The sequence below is a fragment of the Psychrobacter sp. R86515 genome, assembly GCF_042466315.1.
Lineage (GTDB): Bacteria > Pseudomonadota > Gammaproteobacteria > Pseudomonadales > Moraxellaceae > Psychrobacter.
In genome coordinates this window covers 1,448,224-1,467,219 of record NZ_JAXHCC010000001.1, presented here as the reverse complement: position 1 = coordinate 1,467,219, position 18,996 = coordinate 1,448,224, and the positions used below count along the sequence as shown (strand labels likewise).

Here is an 18,996-nt window from a genome sequence, read left to right as displayed (position 1 = left end):
AAATATATGTGCTAGCTAAAACCAAAAATAGCACTTACCGTGCAATGACGATAAATGCTATTAGGGGTCTTGCATATGCAGTAGATGTTAGCACGCAGCTAAGTCATTATGCACTCAATAAATGATTCATTATACTGAGTCATTTACCTTATCGAGCATCTCATTTTACTGAGCATCTACATTTGGCACGCGGCATAGTTTTGCAAGTAGACGATAAATCGTATCGATTAGCTGATGACGATGTACCACTTCATCCACTACGCCATGCTCTAATAAGAACTCAGCGCGCTGGAACGGCTCTTCTAACGTCTCACGTACAGTCTGCTCGATCACACGCTTACCAGCGAAACCGATCATCGCTTTTGGTTCTGCTAGATGGATATCACCCAGCATCGCCAGTGATGCAGTTACGCCGCCATACACAGGATTGGTCAATACCACAATATAAGGAATCCCAGCGATTCTTAGACGCTCAATTGCTGCTGCCGTGCGTGCCATTTGCATCAATGACAATAGCCCTTCTTGCATACGTGCACCACCAGAAGCGGCAAAGCAAACTAAAGGTACTTTTTGCTCTAGCGCTTTTTCAGCTGCTTGGACGAAACGATCGCCAACGACTGAACCCATTGACCCACCCATAAAACGGAAGTCAAAAGCACAGGCAACGATATCAAGGTTACGCAGTTTGCCATACATAGCAACCAACGCCTCAGACTCACCTGTTTTTTCTTGTGCTTCACTCATACGCGCAGGATACGGCTTACTATCCACAAAGCTCAATGGATCTTTTGCCGTAAACTCTTGTCCTGTCTCACCGTCTACTTGATCAAGTAACCAGTTCAAGCGCTCACGAGCACTCATCGGTAAATGATGATCACAATGTGGGCACACATAACAGTTAAAAATCAGCGCTGTGTTGGTAATCATCGAATGACAATTACTACACTTAGTTGACGGTTCAGTCTCTACCGCAGACAGTGGCGCAGTCAAATGCTGCTTGATACCTGGGATAGGACGGTTAAACCATGACTGCCTATCCGTATTGCTGTTTGGCGCGGCTTTAGCAGTATTGTTGTCGGGTTTTGTTATTGTATCAGTCATATTATTTGCCATCATAAAAGGCTTGTTGACAAGTTTGCTCATTCGCTTGTCATTGAGAGTTTAATGGTTGTCTAAACAAAGCGTCTAGCACAGTCATAACATGAGCAGTCATGCGACATACTGATAAATAAATCTCGTATGTCAGTAATTTGATTATGCGCTTGTTGATAGATAATGTATTCGCCAATCAAAATGACGAATAAACCACTGCTATCAGACACCATATAATAGTGATGTTAGTTTACACTCGTAAACTAATTTTAGCAAAGTCATTTAGTATTGTCTTCACGTAAAGCTTTTAAGTAAAGTCTTAGGTAAACAATAGCTGCAATTTGACTTTGCCGTTTCAAATAACTACTTCTTCAAGTAACAGCAATATGAAAGCAATAGCTATTAAGCGCTTAAGCTGTCTAACGCTTCACGTAGCTCATCCATTTTTGCCATGATGTTCTGCTGTGCATTTGCAACCGCAGCGGTATCGTTGGCATCAATATCGGCAAAATTCTGTACCAAGGCACTACCGACGATAACACCATCTGCATGAGTACCGATCGCTTTTGCAGAAGCACCATCACGGATACCAAAGCCGACGCATACTGGCAAGTCTGTTTCTGCTTTGATTGCTTGTACTTGAGTTGCTACATCGTCAGTATCTAGCGTGGCTGAACCAGTCACACCTTTTAGTGATACATAATAAATATAGCCGCCACAATGAGTCAATACTTGCTCACGGCGCTCGGGCAACGTCGTGGGCGATAGCAAGAAAATCTCATTCATCGAATGATCAGTCAAATGCTGAGTGAAGCTACCCGCTTCTGCTGGCGGCAAATCTACCATCAATAAACCATCAACGCCTGACTGCTCACATAGCGCAACAAAGTTATCATAGCCAATGATTTCAACAGGATTAAGATAGCCCATTAGGATAATTGGCGTTTGCGTATCTGTTTGACGGAACTCTGCAACCATTTTTAATGCATCACGAGTACTCGTACCTGCAGCTAATGCACGCTCGCCAGCCAATGCCACAGTTGGGCCATCGGCCATTGGGTCAGAGAATGGTAAACCGACTTCGATCATATCGGCGCCGTGTTTCACTAAGTCGTGCAACAGACCTACCGTAGTGGTCGGATGAGGATCGCCTGCCATCACATAAGGAATCAGGGCTTTTTTATTTTGTGATTTTAGAGTTTCAAAGGTACTTTCAATTCTGGTCATAGTGGTCTCTTAATTGTTATAAACTGGCTTGTTTGACCCTTTATCTAATAATGTATATCGAACAATAAAAGGTCAAACAATTTTTCTTATGAAGAAGAATCTAGTAACTTATAAATTTGATAACTTATAAAGATACTCGTTACTACAACTCAATCCCTTCTGCCTTCATCACTGAATGCAGATCCTTGTCACCGCGACCTGACATATTAACGATAATCGTCTGATCAGGAGTCATGGTTTTAGCCAGTTTCAATGCATAAGCGACAGCATGAGCAGTCTCAAGCGCAGGGATGATGCCTTCTTTGCGCGTTGCCTCATGGAAGCCTTCCAACGCTTCTTTATCCGTACAACCAACATACTCAACACGCTTCATGTCTTTTAAGAAGCTATGCTCTGGACCGACACCAGGATAATCAAGACCCGCTGAGATAGAATGCGTCTCTTGAATCTGGCCATCATCATCTGCCATGAGGTAAGTACGGTTACCATGTAGCACGCCGATACGACCAGCCGCTAATGGTGCTGAATGACGACCTGACTCGATACCATCACCTGTTGCTTCAACACCATACATCTTGACTTCAGTATCGTTCAAGAAGTCAAAAAACAAACCAATAGCGTTTGAGCCACCGCCAACACAGGCAACCAAGGCATCTGGCATTTTGCCTGTTTTCTCTAGATGCTGAATGCGTGCTTCTTTGCCAATGATCGCTTGGAAATCACGAACCAATAGCGGATAAGGATGCGGGCCTGCTACAGTACCGATAATGTAATAGGTGCTATCGACATTGGTCACCCAGTCACGCATGGCTTCATTCATTGCGTCTTTGAGAGTGCGTGAGCCAGAAGTGACGGGCACAACTGTCGCGCCAAGCAAGCGCATACGATAAACATTCATCTTTTGACGTTCGACATCGTCAGCACCCATATAGACGATACATTCTAGCCCTAAGCGTGCCGCAATGGTTGCCGTGGCGACGCCATGCTGTCCTGCACCAGTCTCAGCGATGATACGTTTTTTGCCACACATTTTGGCAAGCAGTGCCTGACCAATGGTGTTATTGACTTTATGCGCGCCTGTATGGTTTAGATCTTCACGTTTGAAGTAAATTTGCGCACCGCCAATCTCATCGCTCAAACGCTTAGCATGATACAGCGGCGTTGGACGACCGACATAATTGACCAAATCATTGTGATACTCTTCCCAGAATGCTGGGTCTGCTTTTACTTTGGTATAAAGCGTTTCTAGCTCTTCTAGAGCAGCCATTAGCGTCTCAGAGACAAAACGTCCCCCATGTACACCGAAATGACCGCGTGCATCAGGATACTGGTTGAAGTCCTGTACGTTTTCAGGATTGGTAAAAGTGTTTACAGACTGTGCGGTAGCAGATAAATCTTTGTTCTCGACATGACTCATGGTAATTCCTACTGTAATAAGTGGTATTTTTTAGATAACTTTAGATAAATAGAGAAAAAATAATAAAAGGGATAACAATCTAATAAGATTTAAGCAGAAAAGTCGGAATAACGATCAACTAAGCAGATTATGTATAGCGAATAGCTAGATACACACCCACTTAGATGGCGCCAGTGACCGTAGCGTTTTGCCATCGATCGCGTTTGACCGCTTTCATAAAGGCACGCATTTTGGCAGCGTCTTTTTTACCTTTATCAACCTCAATACCACCGCTCACATCGACGCCATAAATAGGTAAATCTAATGTAGCGGCAACATTGTCGGCATCGAGCCCGCCAGCCAGAACGATTGGTAGTGCGCTGTCATGTGGAATGAGACTCCAGTCAAAACGTGCGCCTGTACCGCCATACTTATGCTGATGATAAGCATCCAGTAAAATACTACTGGCACCTGCGGTCGCAAACTGGTTAATTTGGGCGCGAACACTATCGAGAGTGTCTTGCTCTGTATTGATACGCAATGCTTTGATCCAGCGTTTATTGACCATACCTGCCAGCTGTTGGCATTGCTCAGGTGTTTCATCACCATGGAATTGGATAATATCAAAAGAGACGTTGTTTGCTAATTTGATTAGCTCATCTTTGGTCATATTGACGACCAATGCCACCACGCTGATAAAAGCAGGTACGGCAGCACTCAGGGTTTGCGCCTGCTCTATCGTGACCGCACGTGGACTTGGTGGATAAAACACCAAACCCACTGCATCTGCACCTAACTGTGCAGCAGTCTGTATATCACTAGGCTGAGTAAACCCGCAAAACTTAACGTGCATTTTGTGACCTTGCGTTTCATGGTACTGAATATGACACCGATTATAGCGGCATCAGATAGTTTCAAGCTAAAGATAAATCGTTAGATGTGATGAGGTTTTGTTAACCAAACGGCAAAGCCATTGCATCCAAAAACTTATCCTAGCATACTTTTATCCTTAGTTTTGTTTATGATTGCGATTGATTAATATAGGGATACTTTAATGTCTAAGACTGCACAGACAGCCGCTAATAATGCTGATACTGACGACAATGCTACTAGCAAAAATCCACCGCATTACTTGATGTGGTTTCGTCGTGACCTACGTATCCATGACAATACTGCTTTAGCAGCGCTTTGCGAACGTGCAAAAGAAAACAACGCCTCAGTGTCTGCCATATTCTTTTTGACGCCTGAACAGTGGCAAGCGCATGATACGTCTCTTGTACAAGTTGATCATATTGCTCGCACACTACCTCTCCTAGCAAAGGACTTGCAATCGCAACTGAACATCACTTTAACAGTACAGCTCTGCTCAAGCTTTGCTGACTGTATAGAGGCGCTCACGACTTTATGCAATGATAATGAAGTAAGCTGCGTCATGGCCAATCACGAGTACGAAGGCAATGAGATTGATCGTGATGAGCAATTAAGCAAACAACTTGCAAAAGGCGATATCGAGTTTGTCCGCTGGCATGACCAATGCATTTTGCCACCGCAAAGCATTACGACCAATGATGGCGATAGTATGTATAAGGTCTTCACCCCATTTTATAAAAAATGGCGACATACGTTGGACGTCAGCACCATTCAAATGCATGAAGCACCCGCAGTGGTTAGCGATTATAAAATCAAACTACCATCATCGCAAACGTTTGCCAATACAATCGACGATATCGAAGCACTAAGTGAAAAAATGCTCAGTGATTATCAGCAGACATTAGAGAAGAACGACTCCTTGCAGCATATCGATATGATAGCTCAGCTTGACCAAGCAAGAGACGCCTATCCTGCAGGTGAGTCGGCCGCTTGCCAGCGTCTAGAGGCATTCGTCGATGATGATATCAATAATTATGATGTGAGCCGTGATGTTCCCCATCTGCACGCAACGAGTCAGCTATCGGCTTATCTCACTATAGGCTCTATCAGTCCTAGATTCTGCTATCTACAGGCGAGCAAAGCACAAGAGAAGCTACACGGTAATGACGGTGATAATGAAGACATCAATCGCTGGATAAGTGAGCTTGCGTGGCGAGACTTTTATCGTCATGTACTGGTCGAAAAACCAAACCTGATCCGTCATCAAGCGTATAAAGAAGAGACTGACACTAAGGTTAATTGGTCATATGACAATGATGATTTTGAAATATGGTGCGCTGGCAAAACAGGCGTGCCATTGGTCGATGCAGCAATGCTTTGCCTAAATGCGACAGGGTTTATGCACAATCGCCTGCGAATGGTCACAGCGATGTTTTTGACGAAGGATTTATTAATTGATTGGCGCTTGGGTGAGCGTTACTTTATGCAGCAGCTGATAGATGGCGATTTTGCCTCCAATAACGGCGGTTGGCAATGGAGCGCGTCGACAGGTACGGACTCAGCGCCCTACTTCCGCATTATGAACCCCTTTAGCCAAGCCAATACGCACGATTCTAAAGCTCTGTTTATTAAAACTTGGCTACCAGAGTTAAAAGATATTCCTAACAGTATCTTGCACAACGAAGATAAGATGCGTAAAGAACTGGCAAAAGGTGGTAAGTTTGCCAATGTTGACTACCCTGCGCCGATGATCGAGCATAAATCAGTACGCAAGCTAGCTATTGCTGAGTTTAAAAAAGAAGCTTAAGTCTAAAAAAACAACTAGCAGACTAGCCATTGGTAGTGACTGGCAACTGACACGCGCCTGCACCCTGAGTGGTAACCGTCACTACCGCTCCCGTAAGTGAAAACAGCTGCTGCAACTGCGTTTGCGCATTTTGCAATGCCATATTCATGACATCACCTCGGCAGGCACGTTCAAGCACTTCTTTTTTTGCCATGGTCTGTGCTTGTGCCAATATCTTAGGATCAACTTGCATCATCCCAAAAGCCCCTGTCTGCCAGTCATAAATCTTGATATCATCCAAATATACTGAAAATATCTCTGTAGGCGGCAAAGTAATATTGATTTGCGGCATAGTGACAACTGATGAGTTGGTGTCAGCTACTTGCTCTTCATCCTCATTAGCTTGAGCAGGTTGCACCACTTGTACCATCTCAGGTGTCAGTGCACTCAGATCAACGCCTGCCTCTACGCGACCATGAGCGATAAACAATGCCTTTTGCTCGTCTTGCCACAGCTTCATCCAGCTCCCAGGTCGCTCGCTCGTAATTACTGTATCAACGCTGAATGCGACGGTATGTAAGCGATTTAACTGCTGAATTTGCGTAACCACCCCTTCGCGAGTAATAGTTTCTATCGGCGCTTCTTCTGGTTTGTTTTGCGCGCTATAAATAGCAAAGGCAATCGCTGCTAGACCGATAAGTAACATCACCCACGACATTGTAGCAATAGGACGTTTCGCAGGCTTTTGAGTGGCATTAGCGTTATTCATATCAGGATTATCCATAGAAGCTACCTTTATAATGTTGCATCGTTTGGTAAGGCTAACTGTATTATCAAAACTCTGTAATACCTGATCTATAAATGCGACTATTGTGCAGTAACTTCAAGTATTGGCTACCATTCCTCTACATAACTTTATCCATAAACCTCTACGCAACCACCTCGATAAACTGTCGCCAAAATAAGCAGTGCTTTCGCTATAAAATCATATGAATAGCTCAATTATTTACCCCTTATTGAAGCCTTTGCGTCACGTTCGGTCTGAAAAGACAAAAAGTCATTGCGTCTTAGGCGAACTTTACCTAACATAGTCAGATTGTATGAATAAAATGTCATTCTTAGAGCATTTATCAGGGTTTTGACCTGAATATATCGCATTTTTGGCATATTGATACATCAAATCAAATTTGCCTCTCTTTTATGAGAGTGGTTTTTACTGATGTGCTTTGTATATAAGCAGGTTGGTAACTAGGAAATACCCTAGATTATTGCTAAGTGATAAAGGTAAGCTTGCGGCGGCAATGAAACGATTAGCCATACGCTCAACATCCTACTATTTCTTATTTTTTTATCGTTGATAAGGTTACGCTTTATTTATGAAAGCCAGTCAATTTTTATTTGCCACACTAAAAGAAACCCCAAGTGACGCCGACATCGCCTCAAGCCAATTGATGGTGCGTGCTGGTCTTATCCGCAAGATTGCTTCTGGATTGTATATTTGGTTGCCTATGGGTCTGCGCGTCTTGCAAAAGGTCGAACGTATTGTTCGTGAAGAGATGCAAAACGTCGGCGCACAAGAAGTGCTTATGCCGATGACTCAGCCTGCTGAACTTTGGCAAACGACCGGACGTTTTGATGATTATGGTCCTGAGCTATTGCGCTTCAAAGACCGTCATGATCGCGACTTTGTGCTTGGTCCAACGCACGAAGAAGTCATCACCAATCTAGCACAAGGTGAGCTGCGTAGTTATAAACAACTACCGATTACCTTCTTCCAGATTCAAGGTAAATTCCGTGACGAGATTCGTCCACGCTTCGGTGTGATGCGCGCCCGTGAATTCACCATGAAAGATGCTTACTCTTTCCATGTGGATCAAGCCTCATTGGCCAAGACTTACCATGATATGTATGACGCTTATACACGCATCTTTACCCGCTTGGGCTTAGATTTCCGTGCGGTACAAGCAGATACAGGCTCTATCGGTGGTTTTGCTTCACATGAGTTCCATGTATTGGCAGATAGCGGCGAAGACGATATTGCGTTTTCAGATTCATCTGACTATGCAGCCAACGTTGAGCTAGCAGAATCTGTCAGCACTGCTGAGCGTCAACCGCCGAAAATGGAACGTGAAGACGTTCTAACCGAAGGCATGACCAGCTGCAAAATGGTTGCTGAACACTTGGACATCCCATTAGAAACGACGGTTAAAACCTTGATCGTTCATGGTCATACTGAGAATGATGAGCCACAACTGATTGCTATCGTGTTGCGCGGCGATCATCAGCTCAACACTATTAAAGCTGAGAAAATCGAAGAAGCCAACGTACCATTGACATTAGCATCTGACGAAGAGCTAAAAGCAGCAGGTCTGCATAAAGGCTATATCGGCGTTAATTTAGATATGCCTGTATTCGTTGATCGTTCAGCAGCTGCGTTGTCAGATTTTGTTTGCGGTGCCAATGAAGTGAACAAACATACTATCGGTATGAACTGGGCACGTGATACTCGCATTACTCGCATCGTTGATGTGCGCAATGTACAAGAAGGCGACCCGTCTCCTGATGGTAAAGGCAGCCTAAAAATCAAACGCGGTATCGAAGTCGGTCATATCTTCCAGTTGGGTGATAAATACTCACAAGCGATGAACTGTACGGTTTCTGGTGAAGATGGCAAACCTGTTACCTTGATGATGGGCTGTTATGGTATTGGCGTTAGCCGTATCATTGCCGCTGCTATCGAGCAGAACAATGATGAAAACGGTATTATGTGGCCAAAAACACCAACGGTTGATGATTCAATCGCTCCTTTTGAAGTCGCCATCATCCCGATGAAGTCTAAAGAAGAGACTGTCATGCAGACGGCAACCGTCCTGTATGAAGAGTTAAAAGCTCAAGGCATCAACGTGCTACTGGACGATCGTAACGAGCGCCCAGGCGTTAAGTTTGCTGATCTTGAGTTGATTGGTATACCGCATCGTATCGTCGTGTCTGATCGCAACTTGGCTGAAGACAAGTATGAGTACGTCAATCGCCGTGAAGCTGAAAAACAAATGCTGAGCCGTGAAGAAGTCATGGCAAAAGTAAGCGGTAAATAGTTGTATAAATAAAGACTATATAACAAAAAGCGCCTATCTCACATGATGAGATAGGCGCTTTTTTATAGGCTTAAAAACTATTTAACATTGTATTTTTATTCACATTGTATTTTTAGCGAGAACTTACTGGCGGATTAAACGGCTTGGCTTAGGTAATAAACTAATATCACTAACACGACAAGGATTGATATCGATACCACCGCGGCGCGTATACCACGCCCGTACCATCAGCTCGCTTGGCTGATAGTATTGGCTCAAATCAGCAAATATTTGTTCGACACACTGCTCATGGAAACCATTGTGCTGACGGAAGCTCAATATATAACGCAGCATATTTGCATTATTAAAAGGCTTATCAGTCGTTATCGAAACGGCCAATGTGCCCCAATCTGGTTGATTGGTCACTGGGCAATTACTACGCAGTAGATTGGAATAAAAGGTATACGGCTGCGTACCATCATTTGCCACGCTTTCATCGCTTGCCTTTACTTCGTTAGTACTCAGTAATGACGCATCAGGATGTTCCGTTAACGCAACTTTATCCGTGCTATCTACCAATGCCTCATCAATGCAGATACCCTCAGGCTGAGCAATCAATAACGCTGTCTCGTTACCATTTATGTCATCGTTTAAACCGAATAACGCTACCTGTACGTCTGCTTGCAAACAAGCTGACAAGTCTTTCGCAATCAACGCTTGTACATCATTCCAACTGGCAAACTCGGTAAAGTTGATGCTATTCAAATATAGCTTAAGCGATTTTGATTCTACGATAAATGGTGAGCTAGCAGGAATACTAAAACGCGCGATAGCTACTTGCGAGATACCTTGCGGATTTAACCAAGATATTTCAAAGGCCTGCCACCAATCGACACCGACGGTTAGCTTGTCGTCTTGCCAACCAATCGCATCACGTCCCATGCTGCGCGCAATCGGATATAGCGTCTCTGGGCTATACTCAGTTGGATAGTCTGTGGTTTGCTCGCCCAAGATACCGTGAATACTCATCTGTCTTCCTAATATTAAACCGTTTTAAATTTGCTCTAAATAATATACTTAGCGAATAGTACGCACTATAGACGTACACGCGAACCGTTACTTAGCAAGCGATAAGCGATCGTATAAAATATCGCACAGAACACAAAAATAGCTGCCATCGAATACCAAACATTGACATCAGAATAGCCAAGAATACCGTAACGGAATGAGTTAACCATATAAACGATAGGATTCAGTAGCGAGATATTCTGCCAAAATGGCGATAAGTTCTCCATCGAATAAAACACACCGCCAAGATAGGTCAATGGCGTCAGTACAAAGCTTGGGATAATAGAGATATCATCGAATGAGCGTGCAAATACCGCATTGATAAAACCGCCTAACGAAAACAAGATAGATGTGCCAAGTACGGTAAATACGGTCACAAATAAATGCTCGATACCCAGATCAGTAAAGAATAGCGCCACTATCGAGACAATCACACCGATAGCCAATCCACGGAAGATACCACCACTGATATAACCCATCAAAATAGCATGCTTGGATACTGGCGATACTAGAAGCTCTTCGATACTAGACGTGAACTTGGCACTAAAAAAGCTTGAGACCACGTTAGAGTAACTGTTGGTAATGATCGACATCATGATCAAACCAGGCACAATAAACTGCATGTATGGCACGCCGCCCATCTCACCCACGCGCGAGCCAATCATCTTACCGAAGATGACAAAGTACAGACTCATCGTAATAACTGGCGGTAGCAACGTCTGCGGCCAGATACGTAAAATACGGCGCACTTCTTTGAACCAAATAGTACGAAACGCAATCCACTTCTTACTCAATGACATTGTTTTATTATGATCGATTAGTTCCTGACTCATAACCCCGCCTCCTTCATGCTGTCTGCACTCTGAATGTTTTTGTCCACCAAGCGCATAAATAACTCTTCTAGTCGGTTGGCTTTATTGCGCATACTCGCCACACTGATACCTTTCTCAGATAGCTGATCAAAGACACCGTTTAGTGACTCACCTTCTGTCAAGGTAACTTCTAGCGTTTGCTCATCTGGTTGCGAGACCCCTGTAACTCCTGTCAGAGCCAACTGCTCAGTGAGCGGCGTATCCAAATCAAATACAAACGTCTCTACGGATAACTGCGCCAGTAGTTCTTTCATTTCTGTATTAATACGAATCTCGCCGTGATCCAAGATCGCAATACGCTTACACAATTGCTCAGCTTCTTCGAGATAATGAGTCGTCAGAATAATAGTAGTATTTTCTTCGATATTAATCTGCTGCATAAATTCCCACATCGAGCGGCGAAGCTCGATATCGACACCCGCCGTTGGCTCATCGAGAATCAATAGCTTTGGCTTATGAATTAATGCACGGGCAATCATCAAACGGCGTTTCATACCACCAGATAGCTCACGTGACTTACTGTCGCGTTTATCCCATAGTCCTAGCGCTGTTAACAGTCTCTTTGCGCGTGGTTTGGCTTCTTTTGCCGGAATACCAAAATAACCCGCTTGCGTAATCAGGATATCTTCGACTTTTTCGAACATATTAAAGTTAAATTCTTGCGGTACAACGCCAAGGTATTGCTTGGCAATCGAAGGGTTCTCTAATAAATCTGTACCGAAAATATGGACGCTACCGGTGGTTGGCTTAAACAATGAGCTAATAATACCAATCATGGTAGATTTGCCTGCGCCGTTTGGCCCGAGTAACGCAAAGAATCCACCTTGTGGTACTGTTAGATCAACCCCTTTTAATGCCGAAAACCCATTATCGTAGGTCTTGGATAGTTTTTTTATGGAGAGTGCTGGTGCATCAGACATGAAGACCTCTTTATTTGTTATCAATTTATATAAAATGCGATTTTAGAATAATAGGCCGTGTTGAACATTCGACTATCATTATCATATAGGCAAAAGCCGTATAAGAATGTTCAACACACTCTACTATCTAAAGGTGACAATGTACGGTAATAAACGAACTAATCTCATAAAATGAGGCTACTCGTGGCGAATTTCAACTGCCTTATATTCGAAGTACCATATTAATAATACTCATCATGAAAAAGCGCCTATCTCATCACTGAAATAGGCGCTTTATAGATAACTATCGTAAAAGCTTGGAAGGTAATCAACAAAGATTAGCTTGCTTCTGCGACCATATAATCTACGGCATTTTGAACTTCTTCATCAGGAATATCCGCGCCACCTTTTGCAGGCATCGCATTGAAACCGTTGATAGCATGGGTATATAGCGTATCTTTACCTTTTGCGATACGTGGGCCCCAAGCGCCAGCATCACCAAAGATAGGAGAGCCTAGCAAGCCTGCAGTATGACAAGTATGACATACAGCATTATATACCGCTTTACCGTCACGAGGACCGTCGCCAGCAGCTGGGCCAGATGAGCGTGCCGTTACATCACAAGCTTCACCATCTTCAAAACAGATATTGGCAACAGGCTGGATACGCGCAATCAGATTAGGATATAAAGCAATTAGCTTCTGTACTTGCGGCGTATCTTGTGGAATTGGCTCTTCATCAGCGGCAGGCGCTGCAGCGGCAGTTTCTTCGCCTTCTGCTGGAGCGGCTTCGTCAGTAGGCGCAGCACCATCTGTCGTATCTGCAGCAGCTTGGGTATCGTCACCTAGCGTTTCAGGAGCAGCTTCTACGACTTCTTGGCCTTCTGCTACGTCTGACGCAGTTACAGGAGTGTCTACAACATCTTCAGCTTGGCTCACCGCGATACTAGCGATTCCTAGAATGGCAGCTGCCGATAACATAACTACTTTTCTCATTCGTCACGTTCTCTTATTACGTATACAAGGACTAGCACGGCTCGGACATTCTGTCTGTCCTCCTTTGACGACTTCTAAGTCTTCAATAGCAGACAGCCATCCCGCGTGCCAGCGCACTTGCAATCGGTGATTATAAATATGAATTCTCCCCAACATTATAAGGGAAAAGGCAGGTAAATTGCCATGCTTGTTTAATGACTTGGCTGTTTTTTCTTAAAAAACCTCAATCGCGACTGTCATTTATTGGCTTTATGCTTTTTATTTGTTAGACTAAGCGGTCTTTATTTCTAGACACCTTATGCTAATTATCATGCGTATCTAAGCGTGACAGTCAGACATATCGTTATCATATGCGCTCGTAGCTCAGTTGGATAGAGTATCGGTCTCCGAAGCCGAGGGTCGTGGGTTCGATTCCCGCCGAGCGCACCAATCATATTGTTTATAACCTCGCTCTACCCTTCCCTTAGTACTATCTTAAACTTCCTATACTTATCAAGCCTATACATCCAAAATTTTTGCGGCTTTTCTGTGCGCGCATACTTCTAGTGCTCTCACCTATAGTCGATTCAGTATAATTTGGATACAAGGAAGCCGAGTGAAAGTACTACAAGTAGTAGATTGAGCGAGACTGACACCGTAGCCAATTTATAGAGGATTGACTATATAGAAATTACTCTGCATCCTGTAGATTGGCAGTCAATTGAGCACGGCTAGGTATACGGTGATAATTAATCACTGGCACATCACCCAAACGGCGCTGACCCTCAGCAATCTTTTTATCAATCGTAATCATCGCAATTTTTTTGTCTTGTTTGCTAACGAGCAAATGATTTGCCTTACGCGTAACTCGATAATCAGCAAGATGCTGTTTTAATATCGCTGATGTTTTTTGCAGCGCATCATTCGGTGTTACATTTTTTGGTTTTGCGCCGCGATGCTTTTCGCCTGCTTTTGCACCGCGCGATTTTGCCACGAACCATAAAACTGCGATGACAGCGAACAATATGACAAGCCACCAAATTCCGTCTATCATAAGTAAAAATATCCATTATTAGCAAGGGTTGGCTCATGTTAGCAGAATTATCACCAGCGTTAATAGCAGAAGTAAAACTTGCAGCACAACTACTGGCATCCAAACAGCGTATCTGCATTTTGACTGGGGCTGGCATTTCAGCAGAAAGCGGTATCCCAACGTTTCGAGATAAGCAAACAGGGCTGTGGGAGAACTATGGTGTCGAAGACTTGGCAACCCCTGAAGCGTTCACTCGTGATCCAAGGCTAGTGTGGTCATGGTATCAATGGCGTCGGCAAATGGTCGCAGACAAAGCACCAAATCCAGCCCATCATGCATTGGCTCAGTGGCAATATCATGCGCAAACCTCCAATCAGCAAGTGACACTCATCACCCAAAATGTCGATGATTTGCACGAGCAAGCTGGTAGCGCAGTGACGCACCTGCATGGTCATCTGTGGCGCAACCGCTGTGGTCAGTGTGAGATACCCTATCAAGATCAATCGAGAGCGTCATACGATAATCAAGGTACTATGAGCTTTGATGAATCACTGCTTAGCTGTCCGCATTGCGACGGTTACATCAGACCGGATATTGTTTGGTTTGGCGAAGCTCTACCTGTACAGGCATGGCAGACTGCCGAAGAATCTGCGGCTAATTGTGAGGTGTTTATCAGTATTGGTACCTCAAGCTTGGTTTACCCTGCTGCTGGATTGGCACAGTTGGCCAAACAGAATGGCGCGCAAGTTATTGAGATAAACCCTGACCCCACACCAAATACTATCGTCGATATCACTCTAGCAGAAAAGGCTGGAGTAATACTACCGCTGCTTATAGCAGAGATTACTGCTCTATAACTACTATTTATAGATATTACTGAATGATAGACAATAAAAAAGGCTTAACGATTTGTATAAACCGTTAAGCCTTTGCTACTAATAATAAACTTGTTGTAGCTTATTTCAATGCAAGATCAACTCTCGCTAAGTAAGCTTCTTTTAACTCATCATTGATAAATGCCGATTTAAAAGAGTTTTTTACCAAAGTAATAACATCATCTTCCGTAATCGGTAAATTCTCATATAGGTTAATGAAGTTTTGATTCACATAGCCTTTGAAATACGCAGGATCGTCTGAGTTAACGCTAATATTCAGACCGTAGTCTAAAAGCTCTTTAATATTGTGCTCTTTATAAGTTTCAAAGACTTTTAGCTCAATATTTGAGTTCGGGCAAACGGTCAGTGGCATTTGCTCATCTTTGAGTCTTTGCATCAACTCTGGGCTTTTTATAGACTGCACGCCATGATCGATTCTATTGATATTCAATAGGTCTAATGCTTCGTAGATGTATGAAAAGTCTGCTTCTTCGCCTGCGTGAGCAACCAGCTTAAAGCCTTCTTCTTTAGCTTTTTGGAAGACTTCTTTAAATTTCGATGGTGGGTTGCCCAATTCTGATGAATCAAGGCCAACACCGATAATGTCATCTTTATAGTCCAGTGCTTGCTCTAATGTCTCAAACGCTTCTTCTTGCGATAAATGACGCAAGAAACACATGATGATACATGACGTGATACCGTATTTTGCTTTAGCATCGGCGAGCGCTTCTTTGATACCTGTAATGACCGCTTCAAAAGGCACGCCGCGTTCAGTATGCGTCTGCGGATCAAAGAATATCTCTGTGTGGATGACATTATCTTCAACACATCTAAGAATATATTCCCACGTCAAATCATAAAAATCATCTTTGGTCAGTAAAACATTTGCGCCGGCATAGTAAATATCTAAAAAACTTTGCAGATTGTTAAAGTTATAGGCGGCGCGCACGTCTTCTACGCTGTCATAAGGTATCTCTACATTGTTCTTTTTGGCCAATCTAAACATCAGCTCAGGCTCTAGCGAACCTTCAATATGTAGATGAAGTTCAGCTTTCGGTAGTTTCTTTATTAATTCAATCATAGTATTCCAATAATGGTGGTATCGAGACGAGCCCTAGTGAATGTTGCACAGTAGGATAATCAAACTGTATATATAAGGCATTACCTGTCCCAGAAAAGTCATTTTAACACTAAAAGCATATCGCCTAAAACAAAACCCTTTGAACGTATAGATAAGCTACTTATAAAAGCAACCTTCTTAATAAAACCGTATAAGGCGCGAACTACTTTAAAAATACCACTGTATCAGACAGCTCATTACCTTCTGGATCGTGCTCTAAATGATAGTATTGACGTAATACCTGCCCCACTTCGTCTAGCAGTTCAGCCAAGCTCTCTTCTGTCTTTTGAGTAGCAATACCAGATACCGCCTTTTCACACATTGCATTCCATACCGTTGGACTAACGTGAGCGCTGATACCTCGGTCTGCGACAATCTCTAGTTTGCGCTCGCATACATTGACATAGATCAAGACGCCCGTATTTTCTTCGGTATCCCAGACGCGATATTCGCTAAACAAATCAATCGCACGCTCACGGCAGTTCATGCGATAGGCCTCTTGGATAGGCAGATGGTTTTCTACAATTAAGAACACCTCACCACGATGCCCACGCTCGGCTCGTGTCACAGCATCTGTTAGGCAGGCTTTGGATTCTGTTGTTAGCCACTTACTATGTAATAAAGGGACGAACAAAACTTGACGCCACCAGCGGGCAAAACTGGGGTTTGAAGCGTTGTCTTCTACCATTATATTATTTCCTCAAGTACGTCATTTCGATGGTTATGTAGAGTTTATTTTGTTTGAGTGTGTGGAATACTTACCACGAGCCACCTGCACCGCCGCCGCCGAAACCACCGCCGCCACCGCCAAAGCCGCCGCCGCCGAAACCACCACCGCCAAAGCCGCCTCCACTACCGCCGCCCATACCGGGTAAGAAAATCATGCCGCCTCTGCGCCCACCTTTACCGCCGCCGCCCTTTCCACCGCCACCGCCGCGTGAGATCAAAAACATCCAGATAAAGATTGCCATAATCAGCGTCATAAAGAAGCCGCCACCTAAGACCATCGAACCTGCAAAAAACCCGCCAGCGGTAATAATAGAACCAAATACTCGGCCCAATATATTAGTAATAAAGCTACCAAAAATCATCGCCATGATAAATAAGAAAATAGGTGATGGCAGCTCGTCTGAGCTTTGCTGGGCAGTACGTTCTGCAGCTTGTGCATCAGCACGGGCTAAGACTTCAGGATCAGCAGTTAGGCGTGTTTTGAGCGATTCAACGCCAGCGATTATCCCTGCACCATAGTTATTTTGCTTAAATAACGGCGTGATATCTTCTCGAATGACACGGTTAACCGCTGCATCTGGTAATACGCCTTCTAGCCCATAACCCGTTAGGATGTACATATCACGGTCATTGACAGCGACGACAATCAGCAGACCATCATCGATAGCTTCATCACCCAACTCCCACTTCTCAGCAACTTGCAAGGCATAATCAAATATTGGTACGCCATTGGTAGTTGGTACGATAACCACCGCTGCTTGTGCTAATCCCTGCTGATAGATACTTCGAAGCTGAGCCTCTAGACGTAGCTTTTCTTGAGGATTTAGAATATTGGCCTGATCAACGACTGGTTCATTAAGTATCAATTTATCAGCGTCAACACCCTCGGCACTGGAGCGTACAGGTGGCTGAGCGGTTGTTTGGGCATTGGCTGTATCATTTGCTGTGCTTTGGTTATCTGCGTTTTGAGTGATAGCGTCGTTGCCTAGCACAGCTTCATTGATGGCATCGTTATTTAATACAGCATCATTGATTGCTTCGTTAGACTCGCCTGCTTTAGCAACAGCCACCAACTCTTCGACACTACGGTTTTGCAGATTCGAGGTGCTATCTGTCGCCACCGCTGTATCATTGGGTGCAGCGTGCAATGCAGGCACGCTGACGACACCTAACGTAAACAGTAATGCTGATAAGATTGCTTTTGAATTATTCATCTAATCTATACCACCTCAGATAACATCTTTACCAATTGATAGACTCTAACTAATCATCATTGAACCATTAGCTAAATGAACAGAGCTGCCTATGCCACTCTGTCGTCACGTTCATTCTAAATTTTATTCAGCAGACTTTTCTGTAGAGTCGCCAAAATCAACACTTGGTGCGGTTGAAATCGCCTCTTCATTGGCCACACTAAAGTTGGGCTTAGTGTCCATACCAAATACTTTGGCAGTGATGTTGGTTGGGAACTGACGCACCGTTGTATTGTATCCCTGCACTTCTTGGATATAACGGTTACGAGCCACAGCAATACGGTTCTCAGTACCTTCTAACTGCGCTTGTAAATCTTGAAACAGTGCATCTGACTTTAGATCTGGATAACGCTCAGACACCGCCATCAAACGTGACAATGCGCCTGTCATCTGCTCTTGCGCTGCTGCATAACGCTCCATCGCTTCTGGATCGTTAAGCACTTCTGGCGTTACCGTGATACCGCCCGCACGTGAGCGAGCTTCTGCCACTTGGGTGAAGACTTCTTGCTCTTGCTCGGCATACTGCTGTACGACTTTGACTAAGTTTGGCACCAAATCAGAACGGCGCTGATACTGGTTGACCACTTCTGACCATGAAGCAGTGACCTGCTCATCTTGTGCTTGCAAGTTGTTGTAGCCACAGCCGCTTAGACCAACCGTAGAAGTTGTCAATAAAGCGGCTAGCAACATCGGCTTCATAATAGATTTACGCGTCATTGTTGATTCTC

General features: G+C 44.0%; 17 protein-coding genes and 1 tRNA gene. 4 read left to right on the top strand and 14 right to left on the bottom strand.

Annotated elements, in window-relative coordinates; genetic code table 11:
• Positions 1–165: 165 nt before the first annotated feature.
• The 4 genes from accD to SJY28_RS06125 all read right to left on the bottom strand — a co-directional run bounded on the left by accD (position 166) and on the right by SJY28_RS06125 (position 4,598).
• Complete coding sequence (gene accD / locus SJY28_RS06140) at positions 166–1,113, bottom strand: acetyl-CoA carboxylase, carboxyltransferase subunit beta (protein WP_180952657.1); 948 nt, start codon at positions 1,111–1,113, stop codon at positions 166–168.
• 381 nt (positions 1,114–1,494) lie between these two features.
• Positions 1,495–2,319, bottom strand: coding sequence for a tryptophan synthase subunit alpha (gene trpA, locus SJY28_RS06135; protein ID WP_379543825.1), 825 nt, complete (start codon positions 2,317–2,319; stop codon positions 1,495–1,497).
• A 142-nt stretch (positions 2,320–2,461) separates the two neighbouring features.
• Positions 2,462–3,736, bottom strand: a complete 1,275-nt coding sequence (gene trpB, locus SJY28_RS06130) for a tryptophan synthase subunit beta (RefSeq protein ID WP_057758619.1) — start codon at positions 3,734–3,736, stop codon at positions 2,462–2,464.
• Positions 3,737–3,896: 160 nt separating this feature from the next.
• A complete protein-coding gene (locus SJY28_RS06125) occupies positions 3,897–4,598 on the bottom strand; it encodes a phosphoribosylanthranilate isomerase (protein WP_379544940.1) in 702 nt (233 codons plus the stop codon).
• Positions 4,599–4,769: 171 nt separating this feature from the next.
• On the opposite strand from SJY28_RS06125, the gene SJY28_RS06120 reads away from it, so the two are divergent.
• Positions 4,770–6,392: a cryptochrome/photolyase family protein gene (locus tag SJY28_RS06120; RefSeq protein WP_379543824.1), complete on the top strand. Its 1,623-nt coding sequence runs from the start codon at positions 4,770–4,772 to the stop codon at positions 6,390–6,392.
• A gap of 22 nt (positions 6,393–6,414) precedes the next feature.
• Here SJY28_RS06120 and SJY28_RS06115 read toward each other — a convergent pair whose 3' ends face one another.
• Positions 6,415–7,155, bottom strand: a complete 741-nt coding sequence (locus SJY28_RS06115; RefSeq protein WP_379543823.1) for a DUF4230 domain-containing protein — start codon at positions 7,153–7,155, stop codon at positions 6,415–6,417.
• Between the two features lie 592 nt (positions 7,156–7,747).
• Between SJY28_RS06115 and SJY28_RS06110 the strand changes: the two genes are divergently transcribed.
• Entirely contained in the window at positions 7,748–9,466 is a 1,719-nt protein-coding gene (locus tag SJY28_RS06110) for a proline--tRNA ligase (RefSeq protein WP_379543822.1), read from the top strand.
• Positions 9,467–9,589: 123 nt separating this feature from the next.
• Here the strand turns inward: SJY28_RS06110 and queF are convergent, their stop codons facing one another.
• From queF to SJY28_RS06090, 4 genes are all read right to left on the bottom strand, one after another.
• A complete protein-coding gene (gene queF, locus SJY28_RS06105) occupies positions 9,590–10,474 on the bottom strand; it encodes an NADPH-dependent 7-cyano-7-deazaguanine reductase QueF (protein WP_379543821.1) in 885 nt (294 codons plus the stop codon).
• Positions 10,475–10,539: 65 nt separating this feature from the next.
• Positions 10,540–11,313, bottom strand: a complete 774-nt coding sequence (locus SJY28_RS06100; RefSeq protein WP_057762348.1) for an ABC transporter permease — start codon at positions 11,311–11,313, stop codon at positions 10,540–10,542.
• 29 nt (positions 11,314–11,342) lie between these two features.
• Complete coding sequence (locus tag SJY28_RS06095; RefSeq protein WP_379543820.1) at positions 11,343–12,305, bottom strand: ABC transporter ATP-binding protein; 963 nt, start codon at positions 12,303–12,305, stop codon at positions 11,343–11,345.
• A 317-nt stretch (positions 12,306–12,622) separates the two neighbouring features.
• A complete protein-coding gene (locus tag SJY28_RS06090) occupies positions 12,623–13,279 on the bottom strand; it encodes a cytochrome c5 family protein (RefSeq protein WP_101204943.1) in 657 nt (218 codons plus the stop codon).
• A gap of 352 nt (positions 13,280–13,631) precedes the next feature.
• On the opposite strand from SJY28_RS06090, the gene SJY28_RS06085 reads away from it, so the two are divergent.
• A tRNA-Arg gene (locus SJY28_RS06085) sits at positions 13,632–13,708 on the top strand.
• Between the two features lie 241 nt (positions 13,709–13,949).
• Here the strand turns inward: SJY28_RS06085 and SJY28_RS06080 are convergent.
• Positions 13,950–14,312: a hypothetical protein gene (locus SJY28_RS06080; RefSeq protein WP_379543819.1), complete on the bottom strand. Its 363-nt coding sequence runs from the start codon at positions 14,310–14,312 to the stop codon at positions 13,950–13,952.
• A 35-nt stretch (positions 14,313–14,347) separates the two neighbouring features.
• Between SJY28_RS06080 and SJY28_RS06075 the strand changes: the two genes are divergently transcribed.
• The gene (locus SJY28_RS06075) at positions 14,348–15,148 is read left to right on the top strand and encodes an NAD-dependent deacylase (RefSeq protein WP_379543818.1); all 801 of its coding nucleotides are present in this window, start codon (positions 14,348–14,350) and stop codon (positions 15,146–15,148) included.
• Positions 15,149–15,248: 100 nt separating this feature from the next.
• Here the strand turns inward: SJY28_RS06075 and SJY28_RS06070 are convergent, their stop codons facing one another.
• From SJY28_RS06070 to SJY28_RS06055, 4 genes are all read right to left on the bottom strand, one after another.
• A complete protein-coding gene (locus SJY28_RS06070; RefSeq protein ID WP_134292763.1) occupies positions 15,249–16,247 on the bottom strand; it encodes an adenosine deaminase in 999 nt (332 codons plus the stop codon).
• 202 nt (positions 16,248–16,449) lie between these two features.
• The gene (locus tag SJY28_RS06065; RefSeq protein ID WP_379543817.1) at positions 16,450–16,974 is read right to left on the bottom strand and encodes a TPM domain-containing protein; all 525 of its coding nucleotides are present in this window, start codon (positions 16,972–16,974) and stop codon (positions 16,450–16,452) included.
• Positions 16,975–17,044: 70 nt separating this feature from the next.
• On the bottom strand, positions 17,045–18,229 hold the full coding sequence (locus tag SJY28_RS06060) for a TPM domain-containing protein (RefSeq protein ID WP_379543816.1): 1,185 nt from the start codon (positions 18,227–18,229) through the stop codon (positions 17,045–17,047).
• Positions 18,230–18,352: 123 nt separating this feature from the next.
• Positions 18,353–18,985 carry a LemA family protein gene (locus SJY28_RS06055; RefSeq protein ID WP_057758539.1) on the bottom strand — a complete coding sequence of 211 codons (633 nt, stop codon included), beginning with the start codon at positions 18,983–18,985 and terminating at the stop codon, positions 18,353–18,355.
• Positions 18,986–18,996: the final 11 nt, after the last annotated feature.